The sequence below is a fragment of the Castellaniella sp. genome, assembly GCF_034675845.1.
Lineage (GTDB): Bacteria > Pseudomonadota > Gammaproteobacteria > Burkholderiales > Burkholderiaceae_B > Castellaniella.
Window position 1 is genome coordinate 311,520 of sequence record NZ_JAUCCU010000001.1, and the last position, 25,193, is coordinate 336,712.

Here is a 25,193-nt window from a genome sequence, read left to right on the forward strand (position 1 = left end):
TTAAAACAATGGTACCGGTTCCATCAGGCACTGCAAAGGATGCTGATCGGCATGCGCCATCTGCAACACGGCCTCGACCCGGGTGGCGGCAATATCACGCGTATAGATGCCACAAACGCCACGGCCTTCGTGGTGCACCTGCAGCATGATGCGCTCTGCCTCGGCGCCCGCCTTATGAAAGACCTGCTGCAATACCCGCACCACAAAATCCATGGGCGTGTAATCATCATTGAGCAGCACGACTTGATACATCGGCGGTGGCGCCAGCCGCGCCGGCAGATTTTCCTGGACCAATTCACGCTGATGTTGGATTATGCTTGGCATGCGGCCCCGAACCTAGTGGTTTCCATAGTTGACTGAACGCAGTGGAATTCAGCATGATCGACGTGTCCCGCAGACCGTTGCCAGTTTTTGCACCGGCACGGGCCGCTTAAACTTACACATAGAGGCAGTTTGCATGTCGGAATCCATCGAAAACACCGGGGAATCACAAAAACTCACCGGCACCGTGAAATGGTTCAATGATGCCAAAGGTTTTGGTTTCATTACCCCCGATAACGGGGGTGAAGACCTTTTCGCACACTTCTCATCGATCCAGATGAACGGCTTCAAGACGCTAAAAGAAGGTCAAAAAGTCGCTTTCGATATCGCGCAGGGTCCGAAAGGCAAACAAGCCCTAAACATTACTGCTGCCTGATCTCGCAGAATACATTCTTGGCATTTTACCGCGATGCGGGGTCCCTGAAAGACCCTGCTCTTTATCTTGGCACGCGCAGGCCACATTCCCAGCTGGCCTGTCGCTTGGCGTTGGCGGCAATCGCCAGCCTGCTGACTGCTTTGGCATGGGCTCAGCCCAGTCTGCCACACATCGCCATCCAGGCGGGCAGCCATCCCCTGCAGGTCGAACTGGCCGACACCCCGGAAACCCTCAGTCAGGGGCTGATGCACCGCACTCATCTGCCTGACGACCACGGTATGTTGTTTGTCTTTGAACAGGCCGAAATCCGCTGCTTCTGGATGAAAAACACCCTGATCCCACTATCTATCGCGTTTATCAACGATCAGGGGCGGATTATCTCCATCCAGGATATGCAGCCCAAAAACCTGGCGACCCACTGCTCGCCGTCTGCCGTCAGCGCTGCACTGGAAATGAATCAAGGGTGGTTCCAGCGCAGCGGCATCCAGATCGGCGATCCGGTCACGGGTATCCCGGCACAACATTGAAAACGGCAGCCTAAGCTGCCGTTTTCAGCCGTGCTGACTGTGGATCAGCCCAGATTGCTGGCAGCAAAGTCCCAATTCACCAGATTCCAGAAATTTTCCAGATATTTGGGGCGGGCATTGCGGTAGTCGATGTAGTAGGCGTGTTCCCAGACATCACAGGTCAACAGCGCCTTGTCGTCGGTATTGACCGTCGTGCCAGCATTGCTGGTGTTGACGATATCCAGGCTGCCATCCGGCTTTTTCACCAACCAGGTCCAGCCAGAACCGAAGTTACCGGCGGCCGAAGCGGAAAAAGCCGTCTTGAAGGCATCCACGCTGCCCCATTTGGCCTCGATGGCCTGACGCAGGGCGCCGCTGGGCTCGCCGCCACCATTGGGTGACAGGCTGTGCCAGTAGAAAGTGTGATTCCAGACCTGAGCGGCATTATTGAACACACCGCCGGAGGACTTGCGAATCACGTCTTCCAGGCTTAGCTCGGCCAGCTCGGTGCCTTCAATGGCCTTATTGAGATTCGTGACATAGGCTTGGTGGTGCTTGCCGTAGTGAAACTCAAGGGTTTCTTTGGAGATATGGGGTTGCAGTGCGTCCAGTGCGTACGGCAGCTGTGGCAGGGTAATAGCCATGGCGTTTCCTTAGACATTCATGAACCTTCAAGTCTAACGCATTTTCTGCCGTAGACCAGTCTTACTGCGCTTTCCCGAATATGCGCATGAAACCTATCCACAGAGATTTTTCATTTGTCAAACCGGCCTATTTCCGTGCCTAAACGGGGAACTCATCAGGCCAAGCATTAAGAAAACAACGTAAGTATTTGATTTATATTTATAAATTTAAATATCAATAAGTGTGCAATAAATAGCCAATCAACCGCAAACAGGCATAAACCATGCGGATTGACAAGCTTATCCACAGAATTATCCACAGAATCTGTGGATACCCTCTGGAAAGCCTTGCTGTGCGCCATTTTCCCTCGATTAAACCAGGCCCGATGCGGCAGTCTGACCCTGCAAACCTGATCAGCACAGGTAGAATATGGCATCGCCATCGTGCGGCATACGCCTTAAAAAGGAACTGGATCTTGCTGGACATCATCGACGCGGCCGGCTGGCCTATCTGGCTGCTGATCATTACCTCGATCATCACGCTGGCCCTGATCATCGAGCGCGCCCTGGCCCTGCGCAGCAGCCTGGTCATGCCCAGCGGCCTGCCCGAACAAGTGCTGGAACTCATGCGCCGCCAGCAAGACGACCCCGAAGCCATTCTGCGCCTGGCCCGCGGCAGCGCCATGGGGCGCATCCTGGCCGAGGTCGCCGCCCAACGCCATCAGGACGAGTCCTGGCGCCAGGACGCCATCGAGTCTGTCGGGCGCGATGTTTCCTGGCGCCTGAACCGCTACCTGGCCGGCCTGGCCACGATCTCTGTCATCGCCCCGCTGCTGGGTCTGTTTGGCACTGTGGTCGGCATGATTGAAATCTTCGGCGCTTACGACCCGACAGGCGGCGACCCGGCCTTACTGGCCCACGGGATCTCCATTGCCCTGTACAACACCGGTTTTGGGATTCTGATCGCGATCCCAGCCCTGGCCTTTCATCGCTACTTTCGTTCGCGGGTGGAATATTATCTGCACACCATGGAACGCGAGGCCAGCACCCTGAACCGATTGATCAACCGCCGCGCCCAGCCATGAATTTCCACCATCGCCGCACCCACGACGAACCCGAGATCAACCTGATTCCGCTGATCGACGTGCTGCTGGTCATTCTGATTTTTCTGGCTGCCTCCACCTCGTTCAACCGTGTCCGGCAACTGACTGTGGCCTTGCCCCAGGCGCAGGCCGAAGCCTCCGACACCAGCCCGGCCCTGGAACTCACCATCAGCCGAGACGGCCAATACGCGCTGGACGGTCGCTTCTTGTCGGCCACCGATCAGGCCATCCTGACGAACGCCCTGCAACAGGCCGCCGCCCAGCAGCCCGATAGCGCCTTGCGCATCAACGCAGACGGCCAGACCCCTCACGCCGCCGTCGTCCTGGCCCTGGAATCCGCCCGTCAGGCGGGCCTCGCCCGGGTTTACTTCCTGACCGAAGCAGGTCCATGAGCAAGCCCCACGCGGCAGCGGGCCGCCGCTGGCTGGAGGACTGGCTGCAGACCATCTGGCGCAGCCAAGGGCCGGTCAGCACCCTCTTGTTGCCACTGGCCCGGCTTTACGGGGCCGTGTCCCGCCAACGCATGGCGCAACAAGCACGCCACGCCTGGCGAGCGCCCGTGCCCGTTATCGTGATCGGCAATATCCTGGTGGGCGGCACCGGCAAAACCCCCGTGACCCAGGCCGTGTGCCAGGCCTTGCTGGCACACGGCCACCATCCGGGGCTCATCAGCCGGGGCTATGGCAGCCGCATCGGGACCGAACCGCATCTCAGCGACAGCCACCAGGACAGCAACTGGCTGGGCGATGAGCCCGCCTTGCTGCATGCCGCCACCGGTGCCCCGGTAGCGGTCCACCCCCAGCGGGCCTTGGCGGCCCGCGCCCTGCTGGCGGCCCACCCCGAGATCGACGTCCTGATCGCCGACGACGGCCTACAGCACCGGGCGCTGGCACGGGATCTGGAAATCATCGTGCAAGACAGCCGCGGCATCGGCAATGGCCGACTACTGCCTGCAGGACCTTTGCGCGAACTCCCTGCCCGGCTGACGCAGGCCAACTGGCTGATTACCCACCTGGCCCCCCACGAAGCCAACGCCAGCCTTGGCTCTCAGCCCGCTGGCGTTGCACAAATCACCATGCGCCTGCAGCCCGATTACCTGATTCAGGTCAGCACTCAGACTCGCCTGAGCTGGCCCGACTGGCAGGCGCGCTTTGGCCACGAGATCTGCCATGCCGCCGCCGGTATTGGCCAGCCCCAGCGGTTTTTCCAGATGCTGCGTCATGCAGGCCTGACTCTGGGTCAAACCCTGGCATCACCGGACCACCAAGCCCCAGATCCGGCACAACTGCGCGCCCTCCCCCCCGGCCCCATCCTGATCACCGCCAAAGACGCCGTCAAGTACACCGATCCGGATGATCATCGCCTCTGGACCGTCTACCCCACCCCCCGGTTTTCAGACCCCAACTGGCTGGACGCATTGGTCCGGCAAATTTAGCCGCACAATGTCGACAGCAGGCATTACACTATTTACTTTGTCATCCGTCCTACATCCCTCTGCCCCATGGAAAACCGCTTGCTGCAGATTCTCGTGTGCCCCATCTGCAAAGGCGCCTTGCGCCACGACCGCGAGGCCCAGGAACTCATTTGCTCCCCTGACCGCTTGGCCTTCCCTGTGCGCGATGGCGTGCCCGTGATGCTGCCCTCCGAGGCCCGCACACTGGACCAGCCCCCCCCCACAGGCATGAGCTTCACGGTCGTCATCCCGGCACGGGCGGCGTCTACCCGCCTGCCCGGCAAGCCTTTACTGGATATTGCTGGCCTGCCCATGGTGGTTCGAACCGCCCGCCAGGCCGCCCAGTCCGGTGCCGACCGCATCCTGATCGCCACTGACCACCCCGACATCCTGCAGGCAGCCAAGCAGCACCACATCGAGGCCTTGCTGACCCGCGCCGATCACCCCACCGGCACCGACCGCCTGGCCGAGGTCGCCGAAGCGCTGTCACTGGCCGACGATGCCATCATCGTCAACGTCCAGGGCGACGAACCCCTGATCGACCCACGGCTGATCGACGCCGTGGCGGGCCTGCTGCAACAACACCCCGACGCGGCCATCACCACTTGCGCGGCCCCGATCACAGATACCGACACTTTGTTCGATCCCAACGCCGTCAAGGTCGTCTGCGATCACCAGCAGCGCGCGCTATATTTTTCCCGGGCCCCCATCCCCTGGGCCCGCGATGCCCTGGCCGACGGCCAGCAACGCCTGGCACCCGACCTGCCGGCCTGGCATCACATCGGCCTGTATGCCTATCGTGCGGGCTTTCTGAAAACTTTCCCGCAACTGCCTCCAGGCCGACTCGAGCGCATCGAATCCCTGGAACAATTACGCGCCCTCGAACAGGGCTTCCCGATTTACGTACACCAGACCCAGGCCCACCCCGCACCCGGTGTGGATACCGCTCAGGATCTGGCGCGCGTTCGTGCCCTGCTGGGCCAAAAATAAGAATTGTGTGCAATCTGTCCATGCAGGGTGTGCTGCATTGCGGCATAATCAAAAAAATTTGAAAAACTCAGGAGGAAAATCATGCGTTTAATTCTGCTAGGCCCCCCGGGGGCTGGTAAAGGCACTCAGGCTGCGTACATCACCGAAGCCTTCGGCATTCCGCAGATTTCGACGGGCGACATGCTGCGCGCCGCCGTCAAGGCGCAGACCCCCTTGGGGCTGGAGGCCAAGAAAATCATGGACCAGGGCGGCCTGGTTTCCGACGACATCATCATCGGCCTGGTACGCGACCGCCTGCAGCAGTCCGACTGCCAGACAGGCTACCTGTTCGATGGCTTCCCACGCACCATCCCCCAGGCGGACGCCCTGAAACACGCCCAGGTGACCTTGGACTACGTGATCGAAATCAGCGTACCCGAAGAAAACATCATCGAACGCATGAGCGGGCGCCGGGTCCACGTGGCCAGTGGCCGCACCTATCACACCACATTCAATCCACCAAAAAACGAAGGTCTGGATGACGAGACCGGCGAGCCCCTGATCCAGCGCGACGATGACCGCGAGGAAACCGTGCGCCACCGCCTGTCCGTCTATCGTGACCAGACCAGCCCCCTGGTTGACTACTACTCTCAGTGGGCCAAACAAGGCGACCCCGCAGCACCACACTATGCCAAGATTTCGGGCGTCGGCTCTGTGAACGAGATTCGCGACCGCATCCTGGGCATTTTGCGCGCCCACTCGGCTGCCTGATCTCGGAGATTCATCATGGATATACGCGACCAAGTCATTCTGATCACGGGGGGGGCTTCCGGCCTGGGGGCCGGCACCGCCCGCGCGCTGGCCGCTCAGGGCGCCCGCCTCATCCTGGCCGATGTCCAGGACGAGGCAGGCCAGGCACTGGCGGCAGAGCTCGGCCAGACCTACCTCCACTGCGATGTCACCTCAGAAGCCGACGCACAGGCAGCAGTTGATGCCGCTGTCGCGGCTGGCACGCTGCGCTGCCTGATCAACTGTGCCGGTATTGCCCCGGCCGCCCGGATTGTCGGCAAATCCGGCCCCCACGACCTCGCCTTGTTTCGCCGTGTCATCGACATCAATCTGGTGGGTTCGTTCAACATGGCACGTCTGGCAGCCCAGGTCATGACGACCAACACGCCACAGAATACCGGCGAACGCGGGCTCATCATCAACACCGCCTCCGTCGCTGCCTACGATGGCCAGATCGGCCAGGCTGCCTATGCCGCCTCCAAAGCCGGCATCGTTGGCATGACCCTGTCCATCGCCCGAGATCTCGCCCGGCTGGGGATACGCTGCATGACCATCGCACCGGGCATCTTCGGCACGCCGATGCTGTTTGGCATGCCCCAGGAAGTCCAGGACTCCCTGGCCGCCAGCGTACCATTCCCATCCCGTCTGGGCCGCCCCGAGGACTATGCAAAACTCGTCCTCAGCATCCTGGACAACGAGATGCTGAACGGCGAAACCATCCGTCTGGACGGCGCCATCCGCATGGCACCAAAGTAAAATGCCCCCACGCTGCGCGGGCTACGCCCCCTTGCTGCCCCCCAAGGGGGCTGTTTTTGCCTTGGGGCGGCCCGGCGGCAAAAATATGCCCCCACGCTGCACGGGCGTCCAGCAATGGGGCTGATGCGTTCGGCTGCTACGATTAGCGGCCTGACTTTGTTTTCCCGTGTGACCGGCATGCTGCGCGATGTGTTGATCGCCAGCGTGTACGGGGCCGGCCCGCTGACGGATGCGTTCTGGGTGGCTTTTCGCATCCCGAATCTGCTGCGACGCCTGTTTGCCGAAGGCGCTTTTTCTCAGGCCTTCGTGCCCATTCTTGGCGAAATCCGCCAACGTGACAGCCATGAACATCTACGCCGCCTGCTGGATCGGGTGGCGCTGCTGCTGTTCGTCATCCTATGTGCCGTTACCCTGGTCGGCATGGTGGGAGCAGGCTGGGTGGTCACCGCCATGGCCAGCGGCATGCGCACGGCGGCACGCGCCGACGAATTCCACGAAGCCATCTGGATGACACGGCTGATGTTTCCTTACATCATCTGCATGTCGCTGGTGGCCTTCGCCTCGGGCGTACTCAATACCTTCAGCCGGTTTGCCATCCCGGCTTTCACGCCAGTACTGCTGAACCTGTCCATGATCGGCGCCAGCCTGCTGCTGACGAAGCATCTGCAGCAACCCATCCACGCGCTGGCTATCGGCGTGCTGATCGGCGGCGTGCTGCAGTTGCTTGTCCAATGGGCAGCCCTGGGACGGCTTGGGCTGCTGCCACGTTACGGTCAGGGGCTGCGGGCCGCCTGGCAGGACCCCATCGTCCACCGCATCATGCGCCAGATGCTGCCTGCCATCCTGGGGGTGTCCGTCGCCCAGCTATCCCTCTTGATCAACACCAATATTGCCACCTGGCTGACACCGGGCAGCGTGACCTGGCTGTCCTTTGCAGACCGCCTGATGGAGTTTCCCACCGCCTTGCTGGGGGTGGCGCTAGGCACCGTCCTGCTGCCCAGCCTGTCAGCCGCCCACGCCAGCGACGACCATCGTGCTTACAACGCCTTGCTGGATTGGGGGTTGCGCCTGGTGCTGCTGCTGGGCCTGCCCGCCGCCCTGGGCATGGCCATGCTGTCCGATGGACTGGTGGCGACCTTATTCAATTATGGGGCGTTTTCAGCGACCGACGTGGCCCAGACCCGCCTGGCCGTCACGGCCTACGCCGCCGGCCTGCTGGGATTATTGGCCATCAAGATCCTGGCCCCCGGTTTTTATGCCAAACAAGACATCCGCACACCGGTACGCATCGCCATCGCCGTGTTGATCTTTACCCAGTTGATGAACCTGGCCCTGGTGCCGTGGCTGGCGCACGCCGGCCTGGCGCTGTCCATCGGCTTGGGGGCCAGTGTCAACGCACTTGTTCTGGTGGTGCTGCTGCGCCGCCGACAGCTATACACCCCCCTGCCCGGCTGGCCTCGATTCACCCTGAAGCTGCTGCCTGCCCTGGCGGCGCTGGGTGCCGTGCTGTACTGGGCCAATCTGCAGCTGGACTGGATCGCCCTGGGCACGCACCCCGCCCAGCGAGTCGCCTGGCTGATGGGGGTACTGGTGGCATGCATTCTGGCGTACTTCAGCACCTTGTTTTTATTCGGTTTTCGACCTAAAGACTTTACACGTCGCCAAGCCTAGGATAAACTTACTGTCTTTGCCAAGCAGGGCAAGCTTCCGTTTCCATTTTTGCAAATCAGATAATAATCTATGGCTAATTCCGCACAAGCCCGTAAACGCGCCCGTCAGGCCGTTGCCCTTAACAAACACAACGCCAGCATGCGCTCTATGTTGCGCACCGCGATCAAACGCGTACGCCAGGCCATCGAGACCGGCGACCAGACCGCTGCGAACGAGACCTTCCGCAAGGCCAGCAGCGTTATTGACCGCGTGGCCGATAAACAAATCATCCACAAGAACAAGGCCGCACGCCACAAGAGCCGCCTGTCTGCCGCGATCAAGGCACTTGCTGCCTGATCACTGAAACGCAGCTTGCACTGCAAAAAGGCGCCCTAGGGCGCCTTTGTTATTGCTGGATCACTGAAGACGCCCCAACAGCAGGAACTCCATCAGAGCTTTCTGGACATGCAGGCGGTTTTCAGCCTCATCCCAGACTACGCTTTGCGGGCCGTCGATGACATCGCCCGTGACTTCCTCGCCACGATGCGCGGGCAGGCAATGCATGAAAACAGCGCCAGGCTGCGCGGCAGCCATCATTTGGGTATCCACGCACCAGTCGGCGAACGCCAGGCGCCTGGTCTCGTTTTCGGCCTCGTAGCCCATGCTGGTCCAGACATCCGTCGTGACCAGGTCTGCCCCACGGCAGGCCTCCAGGGGGTCGTCAAACTGGCGCAACACCGAATCGGGCTGCTGCCCTACCCGCACGGGGTCCAGACGATAACCGGATGGCGCCGAAACATGCAGGGTAAAGCCCAGTAATTCGGCGGCCTGCAGCCACGTATAGGCCATATTATTTGCATCCCCGATCCAGGCGACGGTCTTGCCTCGGATCGCACCGCGATGCTCGACAAAGGTCAGGATATCGGCCAGGATCTGGCACGGGTGATATTCATTCGTCAGGCCATTGATGACCGGCACCCGCGAGTGCGCGGCGAAGCGTTCGATGCGCGTTTGTTCGAAGGTACGGATCATCACCAGATCAACCATGCGCGAAATCACCCGCGCCGTGTCCTCGATGGGCTCGGACCTGCCCAGTTGTGAACCCTCGGTCGTCAGGTAGATGACCGAGCCCCCCAACTGGTACATGCCGGCCTCGAAGGACACCCGCGTGCGGGTGCTGGCCTTCTCGAATACCATGGCCAGATTACGGTCGTGCAGAGTGTGGTGCGGCTGATAGCGCTTGAATTTATCCTTGATCAGGCGCGCGCGCTCAATGACATAGTGGATCTCATCCTCAGAAAAATCACGCAACTGCAAGAAATGCCGCAAAGGCCCGGTGGGATTGGCTGCTGACATGGGGAACCCTATGTAAAACGACCATGTTACCGTGTGATGGCAGGACGCGCAAAACGCCGATCGGATACAATGCGCGGCGTAGGGGATGATGCGCACCTGTCTGCCAGGCGTGCCCCGTCTTTGGAACCCACATGACCCACCCTGTCCAGCATTTGATCATCCACGGCAAAACCGTGGATGGCCAGCGATTCCGCCCCAGTGATTGGGCCGAACGACTGGCCGGAGTTCTGTCTCAATTTCGTCCAGCCGGGTCGCTGCCTAACCCTCTGTCCTATTCTCCATACGCCACACCTCGCCGCATGGACGGCGTGCCCTGTGTCGTCATCGATCATCGCCTGCGTCAGCTGGAACCCCTGGCCTGGAAATTCGCCTGCGATTTCGCCGACAGCAACCACCTGCTGACCACCGACACCAGCGCGCCTCTGGAAGACCTGGACGCGTCGGCCTGACGCACAAGCCACCATTAAAAAAGGGGCCTAAGCCCCTTTTTGTGCAACACCTGCGCCTGCCCTATTTAGTCAGCCGCTTTATCCTGGCGGATCTGCGGGATGTCGGACTGGCTGCTCTTGGCCAACAGGCCCACCTTTGTGTAGGTAAACAGCTTTTCGCGCGTATCGACGATGTCCAGATTGCGCATGGTCAACTGGCCGATGCGATCCAGCGGCGAGAACATGGATTCGCCCTTTTCCATGGTCAGACGATCCGGGTGATAGGTCAGGTTGGGCGACTGCGTATTCAGGATGGAATAATCATTGCCACGGCGCAGCTCCAGGGCGACCTCGCCCGTGACCACGCGCGCCACCCAGCGCTGGGCGGTTTCGCGCAGCATGATGGCCTGGGGGTCGAACCAACGCCCCTGGTACAGCAGGCGCCCCAGGCGCAGGCCATTGATGCGGTATTGTTCGATGGTGTCTTCGTTATGAATGCCGGACACCAGGCGCTCGTAGGCGATGTGCAGCAGCGCCATGCCGGGGGCTTCGTAGATGCCACGGCTCTTGGCCTCGATGATGCGGTTTTCGATCTGGTCGCTCATGCCCAGGCCATGACGCCCGCCGATGCGGTTGGCCTCCAGCATCAGCGCCACCGGATCGGTGTACTCCACGCCATTCAGCGCCACGGGCTGGCCTTCCTCGAAGCGCACCGTGACTTCCTCGGCCTTGACGTCGATCTCGGGTTTCCAGAATGCCACCCCCATGATGGGGTCCACAATGCGAATGCCCGAATCCAGGTGTTCCAGGTCCTTGGCTTCGTGGGTAGCGCCCAGCATGTTGGAATCCGTGGAATAGGCCTTTTCAGCCGACATCTTGTAGTCGAAGCCGTGTTCCACCAGATACTGGGACATCTCGGCACGTCCGCCCAGTTCGTCGATGAACTGCTGATCCAGCCAGGGCTTGTAAATCTTCAGATCCGGATTGGTCAGCAGGCCATAGCGGTAGAAGCGCTCGATATCGTTGCCCTTGAAGGTGCTGCCATCGCCCCAGATATGGACGTCGTCTTCGTGCATGGCCGACACCAGCATGGTGCCCGTGACGGCGCGCCCGATGGGGGTCGTATTGAAATACGTGACCCCGCCCGTGGAAATATGAAAGGCATTGCACTGCAATGCCGCGATACCCTCGGCCACCAATTGGGCGCGGCAATCCACCAGGCGCGCGCCCTGAGCACCATAGAGCAGGGCCTTGCGGGGGATTTCATCGTAATCGGATTCGTCGGGCTGGCCCAGATCCGCCGTATAGGCATAGGGCAGCGCCCCCTTGTTCTTCATCCACAGCAGGGCAGCGCTGGTATCCAGGCCGCCTGAAAAGGCAATGCCGACCTTCTGCCCGACCGGCAGGTTTTCTAGAATGGTTGTGCTCATGGGGTTCCGATATGGCCAGAGTGAAAGACAATCGGTCATTATATCGTCGTGGGGCACGAGGCTTGCCCCCCTCAAGCTGCTGAACACTGCGAAGCGCCTCTGGGCGACAGCCTTATTGCTCGACAGGCACCGGCCCGCGCATCTGCGCGACATCGGCGGCGCTGACCGGATCGGGAAACTGGTTGCCGAAATGGCTGCGAATGTAATTGACCACGGCGGCGATTTCTTCGTCTTTCAGCATCCCGTTGAACCACGGCATGCCGCCCTGCCCATGCAAAATAACGTAAACAGGATAGCCCGCAGCGGCCAGTAAGGGGTTGCCCGCCAAAGCCGGGAAATAGCCGGCGCCGGTAGCCCCTTTGGCGTCGGACATGTGACAGGCCTGACAATATTGCTGATACACGGCGTCGCCGGTAAGGGGTTCGCGGTCGAGCATGTTGCTGCGTTGATTGCTGCTGGGATCGGCATCGGCCCAGGCCGTGCCCATCAACGCACTGCAGGCAAGCGATGCCAGCCAGACGCCCACGCGTCGTTCAAAGCGGTACTTCATGTCAGCCTCCTTGGGCACGTTGATGGAGCCGCTCAATGGCGCTGAGTGACGACTGCAGGGCACCCTCCATCCAGCCAGGCATATAAGACAGGTGATCGCCAGCCAGCACGACACGGCCATCCATGCCCGCCAAAGCGTCATAGTGCTGTTCTCGAGCGGTCTGACTCCATCGGGCGCGACAGCCGTGCATCCAAGGCACACGGTACCAGGCCACTGTCACACCGCTTAGAAATTCTTTGCGATATTGCGGATGGATTTTTTCGCCTTGACTCAAGGCGGTCTCGATGCGTTCTTCGGGCGTCAGACCTGTCAGAGCGATGCTGGTTTCTGGTGAAGAAGCATAGGCCCCCAGCATCACGGCCGGGCCTTTGGAAAGAAACTGGTGGTTTGGATAGGAGACCAGTCCGATCTGCTGATCGGTGACCGAGGTGCCGCCGAAAATAGCGTCGTCTTCTTCCCAGAATCGGCGCCGGAATTCAAGCCCTACTTTGACGTATCCCGCGTAGGGCACGGCCCGGATGGCCGCCTGCATGGGACCCGACACCTGCACGTCAAGCCGACCCAGCACGGTAAGAGGCAGCGTGCAAATACACCAGTCAGCGCTGGCTTGATGCGTGCCGCCACTGGCCAAATCTTCATAGGTGACGACGACTTGCTCCGCATTTTGCGCCACCTGCTTGACTTGGGCGTTGTAGCGTATGGGCACCTTGCCATCCAGGGCGCGCACAAAGCCCTTGCCGATCTGGTCCATGCCGCCCACTGGCTGGAACATGGTGGGCTGTGCGTTATAGACCAGCAAAGAATTCAGGCCCTGCCAGACCGATGGGTGCAGCAGGTCTTTCAGGTTCAGCAGAGGACCGGGGTTTGGAGGAGACACCAAACCGCCGCCGGGCGGATCGCTGAAGCCACGGCGCAAAGCCGTATGGTGGCTGGATCGATAAGCATAGTCGGCATCCAACAGCCCCCAGCCTCGCAAGGCTTGCAGCAACTGATCGCGGTCGTCGACGCCCATCGGTAAATCGAGCTTGTCGCTGTGCACGGCTTTGGCCAGCAGTTCGGCTACGCTGCCCTGAAGATCGGACCAGACCTCGCGCAGGCGCTGCGGCTTTCCACCGAAGGCCTCGGTGCTGTGCAGATAGGCGTTGTGATTGAATTGAATAAAGGGTTCAAGAGGCACGCCTAATTGCTGGCAGTAGTGCAGCACGGTAGCGTGATGATACGGAATGCGCCAAGGGCCGGGATTGAAGTAGTTGCCTTCGGCCAGCGTCACCTTTTGTTTGGCACCGCCCAGTTCAGTGTAGGTATCGCCGCCGCGCAGCGTCCAGTTGCGTCCACCCGGACGGTTTTGATATTCGAGTATTTCTACGCTGTAACCTGCCCTGGAAAGCTCGTGGGCGGCCAGCAACCCCGCCAGCCCTGCCCCGAGAATCAGCACCCGCGTGCCGGGTTTTGCACCGCTCAGCGTAGGCGGACCGCTGAACGGAGATGGCTGCGCATGCCCCAGCGTGGTCAAGGCATGGTACATGGCGGTGGCGCCCGCCGACAGGCCAATCATCTTCAGCACTTGCCTGCGAGTCAAATGAGTGAGAGTGGTCACATGGGTTCCTTGTGCACGCCGCGTGGCGATATTGGAAAGTTCTACCAAAGTGCAGGCTGACATTGGCCCTGCACTAGCCTACAGCCTTTTGTGCCAGGGTTTCGTCCAGCCAATCCATGGACACTGCCGCCGAATACGCCAGATTACCCACCTGGCAATGTGCATCGGCGCCTTCAGCGGCGGTAAAGCGCCACGCAGCACAAGCACCACCCGTCCGATCCTGAAACGCCTGCCATTGGCGCAGGGGCTCGGCGCCTTCGCCATCGCCGACCAGCGCCAGAGACGGACAGACAATCCGCGCCATGTCCGCATCAGTCAGGCAAAAATCTCGAATCCGCTGGTAGGTCTGCGCAAAGCCGGGACGTCCGAAACGCAACATCAGGTTGTGCGACATCAGACGCACTTGGGCATTCATCACGGAATCCGGGATATCGGACAAATCCGCCACGCCAAAATCATCGGCGGCAGGCAAATCCGCCGGGTCCAGGCCGATGAAAGAAACCATGTAGGCATGCAGGTCGATGATAGGCGAATTCAGGATCAGCGCCTGTACCCGGGGCTCGAAGGCCGCAACCCGCATAGCGAAATATCCCCCGAAGCTGATCCCCATCAGAGCCACGCGCTGCGGATTCACCCCAGGCTGGGACAGGACATAATCCAGTACCTGATGAGCAATTTTTTCATAGTCTGCCTGGAAATGACTGGCCGAATTGAAGCGCCAGGTATCCATCTGTCCCGGCCCTGTAAACAACAGCAGATCGTAGCCCCTTTCCTGAGCCGCCCGGCCATAGGCCAGCCAGGACTCTTCCAAGGTGCCGTCATAACCACTGACTATCATCAGAACACGATCGCCCGCAGACCCCGGTGTCCGCAGATGATAAGCAGGCAAGCGTAAGCCCTCCTGAGAAAACCAGAGTTCACGGCAGGCCAGCCCCGAACAACGCATCGCATGCAAGAAAGCGGCACGGCTATGCAGGCCGTATTCCCGGTGCAGAGGGTCATCCACCGGCAAGTAGTATTCAGCCGCCCTGAAGCCATTGCAGGCCATCAGATATTGGTCCCGGGCGCTAACGGCGTGTCCCTTGCGTTCGCGCCGGTCGGCGTCGCTCATCTGGTGGGCGGCAGTCGCCGCAAAAGCCCGCGCCCAGGATTGCGCATCGGCATCCTGAATCTGTCTGGCCAGCGCCAGGCATTGACCAACAGCGGCCCCGCCGTAACGCACCGCCCCCAGCTGGCGCATCAACTGATGATCCATCTCCGGGTCCTTGAACCCGGCCACCCGGGTACTGCCGCGCTCCAGCCCTGCCGCCATGACGGTCTCCTGCGATGTCTGTACACAGAGTACAGTCAGAGCACGCCAACAACCATGCGGGAGATTACTGACCGCCGCAATGGCTGGCCTCGACGTCGGGCTAAAATTTATATGCTAGAATTTCCGTCTTTCGGGGACGTAGCTCAGCTGGGAGAGCGTCGCGTTCGCAATGCGAAGGTCGGGAGTTCGATCCTCCTCGTCTCCACCAAACAAGCGCCTGACAGGTCTCTGTCGGGCGTTTTGTTTTGGGCGATCCCCCGCTGCGCCTGACCTGCATCGTGAGGACGTGATAGGACATATAGTATATAAAGTCAGTTGGGCGCCACACAGGAGAAAGCCATGCAGATCACAGATATTCTCACCCAAATGGGTGGCCTGAAGTCCATCGCGCAGGAACTCGGCGTGAGCGAAACTCAAGCCGCCAGCGGCGCAGATGCCTTGATTCCGGCCATCCTCGGCGGGCTCAAAAAACAGACGCAAACCCAGGCTCAAGCCTCGGACGCAGCAGGCCTCGCCGGCTTGCTCGGTCAGCTAGGCGGCAGCGGACTACTCGACGATGTGCTGTCCTCACGACCCACCAATATCAGCCGCGGCAACGATGTCCTGGGACAACTGTTTGGTTCCAAGGATGTCAGCCGCGCTGTTGCGCAAAATGCAGCCTCGCAATCACAACTGTCTCCCGATCTGCTCAAGAAAATGCTGCCCATACTGGCGATGCTGGTCACCGGCCTGATGGCCAAGAACGAGGGTGCAAACCCTCAGTCCTCACCACTGGGGGACGGTCTGGGCCAATTGCTGGGTGGCGTGTTTGGCAACAACCAAGCCACGGGCAAGGCAACAGGCGGCTTGGCTGCAATGCTTGACCTGAATGGCGATGGCAATGCGCTCGACGACGTCATGCACATGGCAGGAAAACTCATGCGCTGATAGGCGGTCTAGGCTCTGGGGCTGGTGAGCACACAATAGGAAAGACAAAATGGCACTGAAAGACTATCTGGGCAATCAACTGCTGGGGGTGCTTGCGGCATACCAGCAGCAGGGCACCGTGCATCACGTCGGGGTGGTGTACCCACGCTCGAACAATGGACTCAGAGTCTTTATCCCCAAGGGACATGCCCTGACAGTGGGGGCACTGGTAACCCTGCACCTGGACAATCGCACCGGGGTAGACGAACTGGACGCAGAACTGCGTGTGTACCGGACGTCATACAAGGGACGGGTGGTGGCCACAGACGAGGACTGGCTGACCCTGCAACCCATAGAATACATGCTGATTCATGGCCTGCAGGTCATCGAACAATACCGCGAGCCCGGCTATGACTTTCCACAGGACACCCGCGCCGAAAACGACCTGCCCATCACGCCCCTGCAAACCCTGGGGCCTATCCAGGAACGCGAACACCCCAATAAAGTCGGCATCCTGACCACCATGGCAATCAGCCAGCCGCACACGACCGTGCTGGCTTTTCTCAATACCGTGGCCGATGATATATTCTTGATTTCGGTGCCCAACACCTTCAAGGCACGCCAGCTAAAGCGCAATCCGCACTGTTTTTTCATTATCGACGAACGCGCCAAATTCTCCTTTGAGCAGGCAATCCACTGGAACTACACCATTCTGGAGATGCAGGCCTACCAGGTGCCAGAGACCGCGCCCCTGTACGAGCAGGTACGCACTGCCTTCGTACTGAAAAACCCCTGGGAAGCTGGATTCTTTTTAATGGATGGCTTGGAAATGCTGCACCTGAAGTGCCAATCCGTGGTGTTCGCCGGAGAACCCCAACCCGATTGACAGGGTCAAACACAAGCATCAACGTGCATCAACCACGCGCATGCAGGCGTTTGTGCAATTGGTAGATCGGATCGGCCAATGACGGGGCTGGACCTTCTACCTCGACTTCAGGCACGACTTCTTGAATCGACAAGGGCCTGACAGGCGGCGACGGCACGCCCAGTTCCTGCAGCCAGGCGACCAGTTGCTGCGAAGAAGCGGCATAAACAATACGCCCCAAACCCACCCACCCATGCGCCGCCGCACACATGGGGCAATGCTCGCCAGAGGTATAGACCGTTGCCTGGGCGCGTTCGTCCGGTGACAGATGGCTGGCCGCCCATCGGGCGATTTCGAATTCAGGATGGCGGGTATGGTCTCCGCCAGAAACCCGGTTGCGGTCCTCGAACAGCACTTGTCCATCCGCCGACACCAGCATGGAACCAAACGGTTCATCGCCGTCATCGAGCGCTTCTGTGGCCAACTCCACACAGCGTCGCAGAAAAATCAGATCAGATTCGTTCACCATCGAATTCCTTTGAAAAGAACGCCCAGCCAAGCTGCCTGAGCAGTGCATCACCCTCCTCTTTTACCATCAAAGCCCCACACTTTGTGACGCTCGAAACTCGGTGTTCCCAACCGCCAGGTAGACCCGCCAGCCGGTCCGTCATAAAAATAATCTTCACACTTCAAGTTAAATCTGTTACGTTGCACAAAACAGAACGGCATGGCTTGCATCGGCAAGCCACCCTGCACCGGAGATCAACTTGAAAAAAACTGTTCCAGCCCTATGCGCGTCGGGCTTGGCCATGCTGGCGCTTGCCGGTTGCAACAATGGCAGCAGCGGGGATTCCCCCAATGAACCCGTTGCCAGCAACCCCAACATCCTGTTCGTGATCATGGATGACGTCGGCATCGACCAGATGAAGATCTTCGGCTACGGCGGGGAAATGTGGCCGATCTTGCCCAACATCAATACTGTCGCCCAGGCCGGGGTGCGCTTTCGCAACACATGGTCCATGCCGGAATGCTCTCCCGGCCGCGCCGCCATGTTTGTCGGCCAGTACCCTCTGCGCACCGGCATCAACCAGGCAATCGGCCCTCAGGATCTGGCCACATCCCAACTCTCACCCTATAGCGTCACTGCCCCAAAATTGCTCAAGCGGGCGGGCTACGAAAGCGCGATGTTCGGTAAGTTCCACCTGGGCGGGCCGGAAAACAACGAAGCTGAAAATTCGACACCCAGCGTACTCGGCTGGGATTACTTCTATGGCTGGATCGGCGGGCTGCCCGGATCGAACGACAAGACCGTGGGCGGGTACGACAAGGCGGGCACGCGCATGTGCGGCTTCATCCCGGGCGAACGGCTTGCGGGCGGCGCAAAAAGCGGCGCCTGCTACCAGGCCGACGGCAGCTGCACCGTCATGACCCGCACCTCGGTGGATCAGGATGTGGCAGGCGTGCAATGCATCGCGTCCGGGGGGCTGTTGGTGCCCAACGAAACCTGCGGCGAAATGCCCTCGTATCTCGACTTCAATATCCAGAATGCATATTACGTATCGCCGCTGGTCATCATTGAAAACGGCGCGACTGAAATCGTGGCGCTGTCAGATCCGCGTGCCCGGGGATACCGGACCAGCATCGAAACCGATGCCGCCATCAACTGGATCAATTCCCGCCCCGACGACAAGCCCTGGATGGCCACGGTCAGCTACAGTGCCGCCCATACGCCCTGGCAGCAGCCCCCTAAAAAACTGGTGCCATTGGCGCCCAGTGGCGTCAGCCCGCTTGACGAGCTCAGTTGCACATCCGATGGCGAACGCGGCGCACTGGATCAACGCATTATCCAGGATCGCATGACCGAAGCCCTGGACACGGAGTTCGGCCGCCTGCTGGTCGAAACCGGCATGGCCAAATACAACAAGGACGGCAGCCTGGACTACAACCCCCAAGCGACCAATACCGTCATTGTCATTGTCGGCGACAACGGCTCTCTGGCCGCAGCCGTCAAACTGCCTTTCGATCCCTCACGAGCCAAGGGGACTGCCTATCAAACCGGCGTGTGGGACCCCCTGATCATCGCAGGCCCCCAGGTGGTTCAGCCCGACCGCGAAGTCGACCACATGGTCAATATGGTCGACCTGTTCCAGTTCTTTGGCGAACTGGCTGGCCTGGATGCGCACAAAGAAGTGCCACACACCATTGATTCGGTCGGCATCCTGCCGTATCTGACCGATCCGGGCCAAGGCAGCCTGCGCACGATCAACTTCACCATGGGTGGGCTGAACCAGCAAGCCAACGGCGGGCGCAACGGGCCCTGCGTGATGAGCACAGCCTGCACCGTGATCCCAACCTCCAAGAGCGTATGCGAGGATAACCAGGGCATCTACTGGGGCGCTGGCTACGATGACGCATCCGTCATCCCCACCAATCCACCGGGCGCCGGCTATGCAACCTGCGCCGATGTGAACGAAGCGCGCTACAAGGCCGATCCTCAGCAAAGCCAGCTGACCCTCGTGCCCGAGTCCTCCGTGGCGATCCGCAACGAACACTACAAGCTGGTGGTCAACACCAGTGTGGACTACGACCCGACCACCGATGGACCCAAGGAATTCAGCAGCGAAGAACTCTACACGGTCAACCAGGCCGCACCCGTGCCCCTGCTGGATACTGCGGACCGCAACCTGCTGCCAACCACAGACCCTGAGCTAGAGGCCATCCGCAAAGACTTGCGCGACAAGCTCAATGCCATGCTGGCTTCCAATCCGCCTTGTCCAGGCGATGGCAATCTCGATGGCGTCGTCAATGCGGCAGACCTGAACAACTGGCGACAAATCGCACAAGACTGGGGTCTGTCCAGCGTGTATGACTTCCCGACGCCGCAATACGCTGATGGCAAGACCGACAGCAAGGACGAAGCTGTCATCCTGGCCAATCTGAACAAGGCCTGCGCACGGACCTATACGCTGCGCTGATCGAAGGCTGGGTCCCTGCGGCGCAGCAGTCGCCGCAGGGGGTCCTGCCGATAATACCGAGCCAGCAGGTCGTACCAATCCGGCCAGGCCTGAGCCATGGCCTGGGGGCTGGTGAAAAAACTTTCCGAACTGACGGCAAAAAACTCCGCCAGATCCTGAGCGGCATAAGAGTCCAGCGGCAGCGTTGCATACCAGACAGCGGCAGCAGCAGAATCAGGGTCCATATCGGGCGGAATGCTCGCCTCGACCCGATCAAGCCGAGCATTGAAGTCATCAAAGCTTGCGTTCAGCACCGCGTTCCAGCGACGGACATCCAGATCCCGGTGGGCGCGCAAGCCGGGCATGCCGTCCGCACCGCCCGCCCGCTGATCCAATTTATGCGCGAACTCGTGGATCACCACGTTTGCCTGCTCACCGCCCCTCGCACTGGCGTCTTCCCAGGACAAAATCACCGGGCCGCCCTCCCACGATTCGCCGGACGCTTCCTGGACATATTCGTGGACTATGCCCGCTTCGTCGATTTCGATGCACGGCACCAAAAAACCGGCTGGATACACCACGATCTGCGTCCAACCCCGGTACAGGGACGTATCCAAGCCCAGAATCGGCAAGGCAGCCTGAATTGCAATCGAGCGGCACATGTCCGGCGTCACCGGCAGGCCATGGGCACCATGAAAAGCCTTGTTTGCCAGTATCCATGCCGTGTGCTGGCGCAGCGTTTCGACCTCTTGTGCATCCAGCCCACGCAGAAAATCATGCTGCGCCAGCAATGGCGGCCAAATCCGTGCATCCAGCGCTTTCAGGGCCTGGTCGAATGCCCGATTCCGGGCATCCCGCCCCAGCAGCCAACGCAGCATGCAAGCAATGCCCTCCTGGTTATTTCACCAGGGTGACAGGAATATCCGACAGGCTGAGTACCTTGGTGGCGACCGAGCCCATCAACAGCCCGGCGACCGAGCCCAGGCCCCGCGTGCCCATGACGATCAGCCCACATTCATGGTCCTTGGCAAAGCGATGGATGGTCTCTGCAACCGGGCCGACTTCTATATGTTCCTGGTAGGCTACGCCGGACTCATCCAGCATGGTCTTGGCGGCCTGCAGGGCCTGACGGCCCTCGTCCTGATAATAATCGGCAATGACTTCAGCCGAAATAAACCGTTTGACGCCGCCGGAAATGATCGGGGCCTGCACGGTCAGGACATGCAACGTGACGTCATCACGCCGCTGCATCGCCTGGATCGCGAATGCAAGCGCATGCAGCGAAGAAGCGGAACCGTCTACCGAAACAAGAATTGCGTTGATGTTCAAATAAATCTCCTGGGGAGTAAGGCTGATTATGTGATTCATGATCATAGCCCTAGAATGTGTGTTCGGCGCATGCCGCCCCACCCCCGCCAAAAACAGCCGGAAGACCTTGCTGAACCATGCCTAAAATCCTGCACACCGCCGATTGGCAGATTGGCCGCCAGTATGGGCGTTTCGCCCCAGAAGACGCTGCCGTGCTGGCCGATGCGCGCTTGAGCACCATCGAACGCATCGCCAGCCTGGCGGCCCGCACAGCGGTCGATGCCGTGCTGGTGGCGGGCGATGTATTCGACACACAAACCGTGTCGGATCGCACCATTCGCCGCCTGTTCAACGCTTTGCAGGCCTATTCCGGCCCCTGGGTGCTGATCCCTGGAAATCACGATGCGGCACTGGCCGAAAGCGTCTGGCGACGCGCCCAGCGGCTGTCTGCCATCCCTCCCAACGCCCATGTCATGCTGCAGGCCGATATCCTGGAATTCCCCGAGCAGGGGCTGGCGATCCTGGCCGCCCCCCTGACTCAACGTCAAACCTATCAAGACACCACAGACTGGTTTGATGCCGCCCAGACCACGCCCGGCCTGCTGCGCATCGGTCTGGCGCATGGCAGCATCCAAGGCCTGTTGGCCGATGACATCGATTCAAGCAACCCGATTGCCGCTGATCGCGCCCGACGCGCACGGCTGGACTACCTGGCGCTGGGCGACTGGCACGGCCTGAAGCAGATCGACGCACACACTTGGTACAGCGGCACGCCCGAACAGGAGCGTTTCAAGGACAACGGCGCAGGTCAGGTGCTACTGGTAGATTTGCCAGCGGTCGGCGTCAAGCCCACGGTCACGCCGCACACCACGACCCAATACCACTGGCAGCACTGGACTGCCACCTTGACGGTGGCCTCCGACCTGGACCAACTGCTGCTGCGCTTGCAGCAGACCCCCGCGCATGCGGTGCTGGATTTGCATCTCACGGGGCAGATCGATCTGCACGACGAGCAGCGCCTGCGACAGGCGCTGTCCATCGCCCAAGGCCGCTGCCGCAGTCTGCAATACGACCTGACCGACCTGCGCCTGGTGCCGACCGCCGAGGACATCGCCGCCCTGCGCGCCGATGGCTACCTGGGCGAAGTCATTGCCGATCTGCGCGACCGTCAGTCGGGCGACGAGGCGGACACCGCTCGGGACGCCCTGATCATTCTATCCAGGCTGCTGCGTGCGCAACGCGAGGCCCAGCCATGAAACTGCAAAGCATCCGCATCGAGCAACTGCGCCAGTTTCATGACCCCCTGGAGATCAACGGCCTGGTCCCAGGCATCAATCTCTTTACCGGCCCCAACGAATCCGGCAAAAGCACGCTGGTCCAGGCCATCCGGGCGGCATTTTTCGAACGCCATAAATCCAGTGCAGTCGAGGATCTGCAGCCCTGGGGCGACTCATCGGCCGCCCCCAGCGTACAGCTGGACTTTACCTGGCAAGATCAGCACTGGATACTGAACAAACGCTTCTTGAAGCAGAAGCGCTGCGACCTGAATATCGACGGCCAACTGTTCAACGGCGAAGAAGCCGAGGAAAAACTGGCTGAACTGCTGGGCTATCGCTTTCCAGGGCGCGGCATCAGCAAGGCCGAACACTGGGGCATCCCCGGACTGCTATGGATAGCACAGGGCTCTGGTCAAGACATTCACGACCCGGTCCAGCATGCCGCAGACTACCTGAAGGCCGCCCTGGGCGAAAGCCTGGGCGAGGTCGCCAGCACCAGCGGTGAAGCCCTGATCAACCAAGTCTCTCAAGAACGCGCCAGCCTGCTGACCGGCACCGGGCGCCCCACTGGCGCCTACGCCGAGGCCAAGCAGCAATCTGCCGACTATGCATCACAGTTGGCGACCCTGGATGATGATATCGCGGCCTATCAGCAGCAGGTGGATCACCTGGGCGAGCTGCTGCAGCTGCAAAAATCGGATGTTGCCCAGCCCTGGCTGGCCTATCGCGAACAGGCAGCCCAAGCCCAAGCCAAGCTGAGCGAAGTCCAGGAGTGGGAACAGGCCCAGCAGCGCGAATACCAGGACCTGCGCCACTGCCAGGATAAACAGACACTTTGTCGCGACCAACTGACGGCCTTTGCCAAACAGCAAACCGACCTGACCCAAAGATCGCAGGCAAAAGACTTGGCCAGCCAGGCACTGAATGCCCTGAAAGCCCAGCAGCCCCAGATAGACAGCCAGTTATCCCAAGCCAAATCCGCCTACCAGGCCGCTGATGACGCACTGCGCCAGGCCCGTCAACAAGAACAGCGCCACACCCTGAGCCGCGAGTCCAGCCAATTAAGCCTGGATTTGACTGAACTCGGCAGCCGACTGGAACAAGCCCGCACCCTGCAAGCCCAACTGCTGGAACAGCGCAACTTGGTCCAAGACCTGCACGTCGACAAAAACGCCCTGAAGCAATTGCGTCACATTCATCAGGAACTGGCCAACATCGACATCGCCCAGCGTGCCGTCGCCACCCGCCTGCATTTCGATCTGCTGCCTGGCCGACACATACTGCTGAACGACGCAACGCTAGTCGCTACCGGAGAACGCCTGCTGACCGAAGCGGTCATTTTGAATGTGCCCGAGGTCGGCACCCTGCGCATCCAGCCCGGCGGCGAAGACATCGCCGACCTGGCCCGCCGCCGGCTCGCCACGCAAGACCGCTTGAACGCCTGCCTGACTGCGCTGCAGGTCGATAGCATTGAGCACGCTGAACTGCAGGCTGAACAGCGCCAAGCCCACCTGGACGCAATCAGCCGCCATGAACTGTTGCTGGGCAGCCTAGCGGCCCACGGAATCGATGAACTGATCAGACAGCAGACCCAAGGCGAACAAAGACAACAGGCATTGACGCAGCAGCTGGCAGAACTCCCCGAAGCCACACCGGACGGCATCAGCCTGAACGTCGCTGAATCTGCCCTGGAACAAACGCGGGCGCAGTTGCACGCCGCCGAACGCCAACTTGGCGACTTTGATAAGCACCTAAGTCTGGCCCAGCAAGCTGTCACCAACACCCAGGCAGAATGGCAAAAACTGCACACCGCCCTGCAAACTAGTGCACACCAGGACCACGCGACCGCGTTGAATCAGCAACTGCTGGACCTGCACGCCCAAGAATCCGGCCTGCAACAGCGCATCACCAACCGTCAGGCGCAAATCGACACGGCCAGGCCAGAGATTCTGCGTCAGGATATCCAGCGCTACAGCCACACGGCAGCCGCCCTGGAAAAAGAGGCTCAGGATCGATCCTTGGAAATCGCCAGGCTGCAGAGCAAGCTGGATGCCCTGGGTGCCCATGGACTGGAAGAACAACGCGCCGAGCTGGCCCTGAAGTCAGCGCAGACCAAGCGTCGCCACGATGAACTGCAGCGCCATGCCGCCGCACTGGATATGCTGCTGACGCTGCTGAACGCCAAACGTCAGGCCCTGACCCGCCGGATACAGGCCCCACTGCAGCGCCATCTGGACCACTACCTGCAGCTGCTTTTCCCGCAGTCGCGCCTGAGCGTCAACGAGGATCTGTCGCCTGAACAACTGATCCGCAGCACGCATGGCCGCGAGACCCACGATGCGTTCCCAGCACTTAGCTACGGCGCCCGCGAGCAAATGGGCCTGATCAGCAGGCTGGCCTACGCGGATCTGCTGCAAGCTGCCGGCCGCCCCACCCTGATCATCCTGGACGACGCCCTGGTGCATAGCGACCCCCAGCGCCTATCGCACATGAAGCGGGTCCTGTTCGATGCGGCGCAGCGCCACCAGATTCTGTTGTTCACCTGCCATCCCGACAACTGGAAAGATCTGGGGGTCACCGCCACCACCATGCAGGCGTTGCGCACTCGTTAAGCTAGGGTTTAGCCCAGTCCAAGCAATTGCTTTAAGTTGATAACATATTAGC

The 25,193-nt window shown here is 60.4% G+C and carries 26 protein-coding genes and 1 tRNA gene; 17 read left to right on the plus strand and 10 right to left on the minus strand.

The window, feature by feature from the left end:
- Nucleotides 1-324: an ATP-dependent Clp protease adapter ClpS gene (gene clpS, locus VDP81_RS01530; protein ID WP_322994749.1), complete on the minus strand. Its 324-nt coding sequence runs from the start codon at nt 322-324 to the stop codon at nt 1-3.
- 133 nt (nt 325-457) lie between these two features.
- Between clpS and VDP81_RS01535 the strand changes: the two genes are divergently transcribed.
- Nucleotides 458-697 (plus strand): cold-shock protein, encoded by a 240-nt coding sequence (locus VDP81_RS01535; RefSeq protein ID WP_066454117.1) that lies wholly within the window; start codon nt 458-460, stop codon nt 695-697.
- A 17-nt stretch (nt 698-714) separates the two neighbouring features.
- Nucleotides 715-1,224: a DUF192 domain-containing protein gene (locus tag VDP81_RS01540; protein WP_322994748.1), complete on the plus strand. Its 510-nt coding sequence runs from the start codon at nt 715-717 to the stop codon at nt 1,222-1,224.
- 44 nt (nt 1,225-1,268) lie between these two features.
- Here VDP81_RS01540 and sodB read toward each other — a convergent pair whose 3' ends face one another.
- Nucleotides 1,269-1,847 (minus strand): superoxide dismutase [Fe], encoded by a 579-nt coding sequence (sodB, locus tag VDP81_RS01545; protein ID WP_322994747.1) that lies wholly within the window; start codon nt 1,845-1,847, stop codon nt 1,269-1,271.
- Between the two features lie 455 nt (nt 1,848-2,302).
- On the opposite strand from sodB, the gene VDP81_RS01550 reads away from it, so the two are divergent.
- The 8 genes from VDP81_RS01550 to rpsT all read left to right on the plus strand — a co-directional run bounded on the left by VDP81_RS01550 (nt 2,303) and on the right by rpsT (nt 8,903).
- Nucleotides 2,303-2,911 carry a MotA/TolQ/ExbB proton channel family protein gene (locus tag VDP81_RS01550; protein WP_322994746.1) on the plus strand — a complete coding sequence of 203 codons (609 nt, stop codon included), beginning with the start codon at nt 2,303-2,305 and terminating at the stop codon, nt 2,909-2,911.
- On the plus strand, nt 2,908-3,321 hold the full coding sequence (locus VDP81_RS01555) for a biopolymer transporter ExbD (protein ID WP_322994745.1): 414 nt from the start codon (nt 2,908-2,910) through the stop codon (nt 3,319-3,321). The genes VDP81_RS01550 and VDP81_RS01555 overlap by 4 nt, the downstream gene beginning before the upstream one ends.
- Nucleotides 3,318-4,364: a tetraacyldisaccharide 4'-kinase gene (gene lpxK, locus VDP81_RS01560; protein WP_322994744.1), complete on the plus strand. Its 1,047-nt coding sequence runs from the start codon at nt 3,318-3,320 to the stop codon at nt 4,362-4,364. Before VDP81_RS01555 ends, lpxK begins: the two co-directional genes overlap by 4 nt.
- Nucleotides 4,365-4,442: 78 nt before the next feature.
- Nucleotides 4,443-5,372 carry a 3-deoxy-manno-octulosonate cytidylyltransferase gene (gene kdsB / locus VDP81_RS01565; RefSeq protein WP_323011336.1) on the plus strand — a complete coding sequence of 310 codons (930 nt, stop codon included), beginning with the start codon at nt 4,443-4,445 and terminating at the stop codon, nt 5,370-5,372.
- An 81-nt stretch (nt 5,373-5,453) separates the two neighbouring features.
- Complete coding sequence (gene adk / locus VDP81_RS01570; RefSeq protein ID WP_322994741.1) at nt 5,454-6,122, plus strand: adenylate kinase; 669 nt, start codon at nt 5,454-5,456, stop codon at nt 6,120-6,122.
- 15 nt (nt 6,123-6,137) lie between these two features.
- Nucleotides 6,138-6,896, plus strand: coding sequence for a 3-hydroxyacyl-CoA dehydrogenase (locus VDP81_RS01575; protein WP_323011337.1), 759 nt, complete (start codon nt 6,138-6,140; stop codon nt 6,894-6,896).
- Between the two features lie 114 nt (nt 6,897-7,010).
- Nucleotides 7,011-8,567 carry a murein biosynthesis integral membrane protein MurJ gene (murJ, locus tag VDP81_RS01580; RefSeq protein ID WP_323011338.1) on the plus strand — a complete coding sequence of 519 codons (1,557 nt, stop codon included), beginning with the start codon at nt 7,011-7,013 and terminating at the stop codon, nt 8,565-8,567.
- Between the two features lie 69 nt (nt 8,568-8,636).
- Nucleotides 8,637-8,903, plus strand: coding sequence for a 30S ribosomal protein S20 (gene rpsT, locus VDP81_RS01585; RefSeq protein WP_322994739.1), 267 nt, complete (start codon nt 8,637-8,639; stop codon nt 8,901-8,903).
- Between the two features lie 60 nt (nt 8,904-8,963).
- Here rpsT and argF read toward each other — a convergent pair whose 3' ends face one another.
- On the minus strand, nt 8,964-9,902 hold the full coding sequence (argF, locus tag VDP81_RS01590) for an ornithine carbamoyltransferase (protein ID WP_323011339.1): 939 nt from the start codon (nt 9,900-9,902) through the stop codon (nt 8,964-8,966).
- 131 nt (nt 9,903-10,033) lie between these two features.
- Here argF and VDP81_RS01595 point away from each other — a divergent pair, with 131 nt between their 5' ends.
- A complete protein-coding gene (locus VDP81_RS01595) occupies nt 10,034-10,351 on the plus strand; it encodes a DUF3579 domain-containing protein (protein ID WP_322994737.1) in 318 nt (105 codons plus the stop codon).
- 65 nt (nt 10,352-10,416) lie between these two features.
- Here the strand turns inward: VDP81_RS01595 and argG are convergent, their stop codons facing one another.
- The 4 genes from argG to VDP81_RS01615 all read right to left on the minus strand — a co-directional run bounded on the left by argG (nt 10,417) and on the right by VDP81_RS01615 (nt 15,219).
- A complete protein-coding gene (gene argG, locus VDP81_RS01600; RefSeq protein WP_323011340.1) occupies nt 10,417-11,760 on the minus strand; it encodes an argininosuccinate synthase in 1,344 nt (447 codons plus the stop codon).
- 112 nt (nt 11,761-11,872) lie between these two features.
- Nucleotides 11,873-12,310, minus strand: a complete 438-nt coding sequence (locus VDP81_RS01605) for a cytochrome c (protein ID WP_323011341.1) — start codon at nt 12,308-12,310, stop codon at nt 11,873-11,875.
- Between the two features lies 1 nt (nt 12,311).
- A complete protein-coding gene (locus VDP81_RS01610) occupies nt 12,312-13,907 on the minus strand; it encodes a flavin monoamine oxidase family protein (protein ID WP_323011342.1) in 1,596 nt (531 codons plus the stop codon).
- Between the two features lie 73 nt (nt 13,908-13,980).
- Nucleotides 13,981-15,219 (minus strand): alpha/beta hydrolase family protein, encoded by a 1,239-nt coding sequence (locus tag VDP81_RS01615; protein WP_323011343.1) that lies wholly within the window; start codon nt 15,217-15,219, stop codon nt 13,981-13,983.
- Nucleotides 15,220-15,351: 132 nt separating this feature from the next.
- Here VDP81_RS01615 and VDP81_RS01620 point away from each other — a divergent pair.
- The 3 genes from VDP81_RS01620 to VDP81_RS01630 all read left to right on the plus strand — a co-directional run bounded on the left by VDP81_RS01620 (nt 15,352) and on the right by VDP81_RS01630 (nt 17,011).
- Nucleotides 15,352-15,427: transfer RNA gene (locus tag VDP81_RS01620), tRNA-Ala, on the plus strand.
- 131 nt (nt 15,428-15,558) lie between these two features.
- Nucleotides 15,559-16,146: a DUF937 domain-containing protein gene (locus VDP81_RS01625; protein WP_323011344.1), complete on the plus strand. Its 588-nt coding sequence runs from the start codon at nt 15,559-15,561 to the stop codon at nt 16,144-16,146.
- 49 nt (nt 16,147-16,195) lie between these two features.
- The gene (locus VDP81_RS01630) at nt 16,196-17,011 is read left to right on the plus strand and encodes a hypothetical protein (protein ID WP_322994731.1); all 816 of its coding nucleotides are present in this window, start codon (nt 16,196-16,198) and stop codon (nt 17,009-17,011) included.
- A gap of 28 nt (nt 17,012-17,039) precedes the next feature.
- Here VDP81_RS01630 and VDP81_RS01635 read toward each other — a convergent pair whose 3' ends face one another.
- A complete protein-coding gene (locus VDP81_RS01635) occupies nt 17,040-17,519 on the minus strand; it encodes a nucleoside deaminase (protein ID WP_323011345.1) in 480 nt (159 codons plus the stop codon).
- Between the two features lie 238 nt (nt 17,520-17,757).
- Here VDP81_RS01635 and VDP81_RS01640 point away from each other — a divergent pair, with 238 nt between their 5' ends.
- Complete coding sequence (locus tag VDP81_RS01640; RefSeq protein ID WP_323011346.1) at nt 17,758-19,965, plus strand: sulfatase-like hydrolase/transferase; 2,208 nt, start codon at nt 17,758-17,760, stop codon at nt 19,963-19,965.
- Here VDP81_RS01640 and VDP81_RS01645 read toward each other — a convergent pair.
- Together VDP81_RS01645 and VDP81_RS01650 are read right to left on the minus strand one after the other, a co-directional pair.
- Nucleotides 19,950-20,822 (minus strand): M90 family metallopeptidase, encoded by an 873-nt coding sequence (locus tag VDP81_RS01645; RefSeq protein WP_322994728.1) that lies wholly within the window; start codon nt 20,820-20,822, stop codon nt 19,950-19,952. The genes VDP81_RS01640 and VDP81_RS01645 overlap by 16 nt on opposite strands.
- A gap of 19 nt (nt 20,823-20,841) precedes the next feature.
- Nucleotides 20,842-21,273 carry a universal stress protein gene (locus tag VDP81_RS01650; protein ID WP_322994727.1) on the minus strand — a complete coding sequence of 144 codons (432 nt, stop codon included), beginning with the start codon at nt 21,271-21,273 and terminating at the stop codon, nt 20,842-20,844.
- Between the two features lie 116 nt (nt 21,274-21,389).
- Between VDP81_RS01650 and VDP81_RS01655 the strand changes: the two genes are divergently transcribed.
- Together VDP81_RS01655 and VDP81_RS01660 are read left to right on the plus strand one after the other, a co-directional pair.
- On the plus strand, nt 21,390-22,508 hold the full coding sequence (locus VDP81_RS01655) for a DNA repair exonuclease (protein WP_322994726.1): 1,119 nt from the start codon (nt 21,390-21,392) through the stop codon (nt 22,506-22,508).
- A complete protein-coding gene (locus VDP81_RS01660) occupies nt 22,505-25,141 on the plus strand; it encodes an AAA family ATPase (RefSeq protein WP_323011347.1) in 2,637 nt (878 codons plus the stop codon). Before VDP81_RS01655 ends, VDP81_RS01660 begins: the two co-directional genes overlap by 4 nt.
- Nucleotides 25,142-25,193: the final 52 nt, after the last annotated feature.

Bases quoted from the DNA above. Each gene is read 5' to 3' on its own strand.
- clpS (WP_322994749.1), bottom strand. From the start codon at position 324: ATGCCAAGCATAATCCAACATCAGCGTGAATTGGTCCAGGAAAATCTG.
- VDP81_RS01555 (WP_322994745.1), top strand. From the start codon at position 2,908: ATGAATTTCCACCATCGCCGCACCCACGACGAACCCGAGATCAACCTG.
- murJ (WP_323011338.1), top strand. From the start codon at position 7,011: ATGGGGCTGATGCGTTCGGCTGCTACGATTAGCGGCCTGACTTTGTTT.
- VDP81_RS01605 (WP_323011341.1), bottom strand. From the start codon at position 12,310: ATGAAGTACCGCTTTGAACGACGCGTGGGCGTCTGGCTGGCATCGCTT.
- VDP81_RS01655 (WP_322994726.1), top strand. From the start codon at position 21,390: ATGCCTAAAATCCTGCACACCGCCGATTGGCAGATTGGCCGCCAGTAT.
- VDP81_RS01635 (WP_323011345.1), bottom strand. From the start codon at position 17,519: ATGGTGAACGAATCTGATCTGATTTTTCTGCGACGCTGTGTGGAGTTG.
- VDP81_RS01595 (WP_322994737.1), top strand. From the start codon at position 10,034: ATGACCCACCCTGTCCAGCATTTGATCATCCACGGCAAAACCGTGGAT.
- VDP81_RS01630 (WP_322994731.1), top strand. From the start codon at position 16,196: ATGGCACTGAAAGACTATCTGGGCAATCAACTGCTGGGGGTGCTTGCG.
- VDP81_RS01660 (WP_323011347.1), top strand. From the start codon at position 22,505: ATGAAACTGCAAAGCATCCGCATCGAGCAACTGCGCCAGTTTCATGAC.
- VDP81_RS01615 (WP_323011343.1), bottom strand. From the start codon at position 15,219: ATGGCGGCAGGGCTGGAGCGCGGCAGTACCCGGGTGGCCGGGTTCAAG.
- argG (WP_323011340.1), bottom strand. From the start codon at position 11,760: ATGAGCACAACCATTCTAGAAAACCTGCCGGTCGGGCAGAAGGTCGGC.
- rpsT (WP_322994739.1), top strand. From the start codon at position 8,637: ATGGCTAATTCCGCACAAGCCCGTAAACGCGCCCGTCAGGCCGTTGCC.
- argF (WP_323011339.1), bottom strand. From the start codon at position 9,902: ATGTCAGCAGCCAATCCCACCGGGCCTTTGCGGCATTTCTTGCAGTTG.
- adk (WP_322994741.1), top strand. From the start codon at position 5,454: ATGCGTTTAATTCTGCTAGGCCCCCCGGGGGCTGGTAAAGGCACTCAG.
- sodB (WP_322994747.1), bottom strand. From the start codon at position 1,847: ATGGCTATTACCCTGCCACAGCTGCCGTACGCACTGGACGCACTGCAA.
- lpxK (WP_322994744.1), top strand. From the start codon at position 3,318: ATGAGCAAGCCCCACGCGGCAGCGGGCCGCCGCTGGCTGGAGGACTGG.
- VDP81_RS01535 (WP_066454117.1), top strand. From the start codon at position 458: ATGTCGGAATCCATCGAAAACACCGGGGAATCACAAAAACTCACCGGC.
- VDP81_RS01645 (WP_322994728.1), bottom strand. From the start codon at position 20,822: ATGCTGCGTTGGCTGCTGGGGCGGGATGCCCGGAATCGGGCATTCGAC.
- VDP81_RS01625 (WP_323011344.1), top strand. From the start codon at position 15,559: ATGCAGATCACAGATATTCTCACCCAAATGGGTGGCCTGAAGTCCATC.
- VDP81_RS01575 (WP_323011337.1), top strand. From the start codon at position 6,138: ATGGATATACGCGACCAAGTCATTCTGATCACGGGGGGGGCTTCCGGC.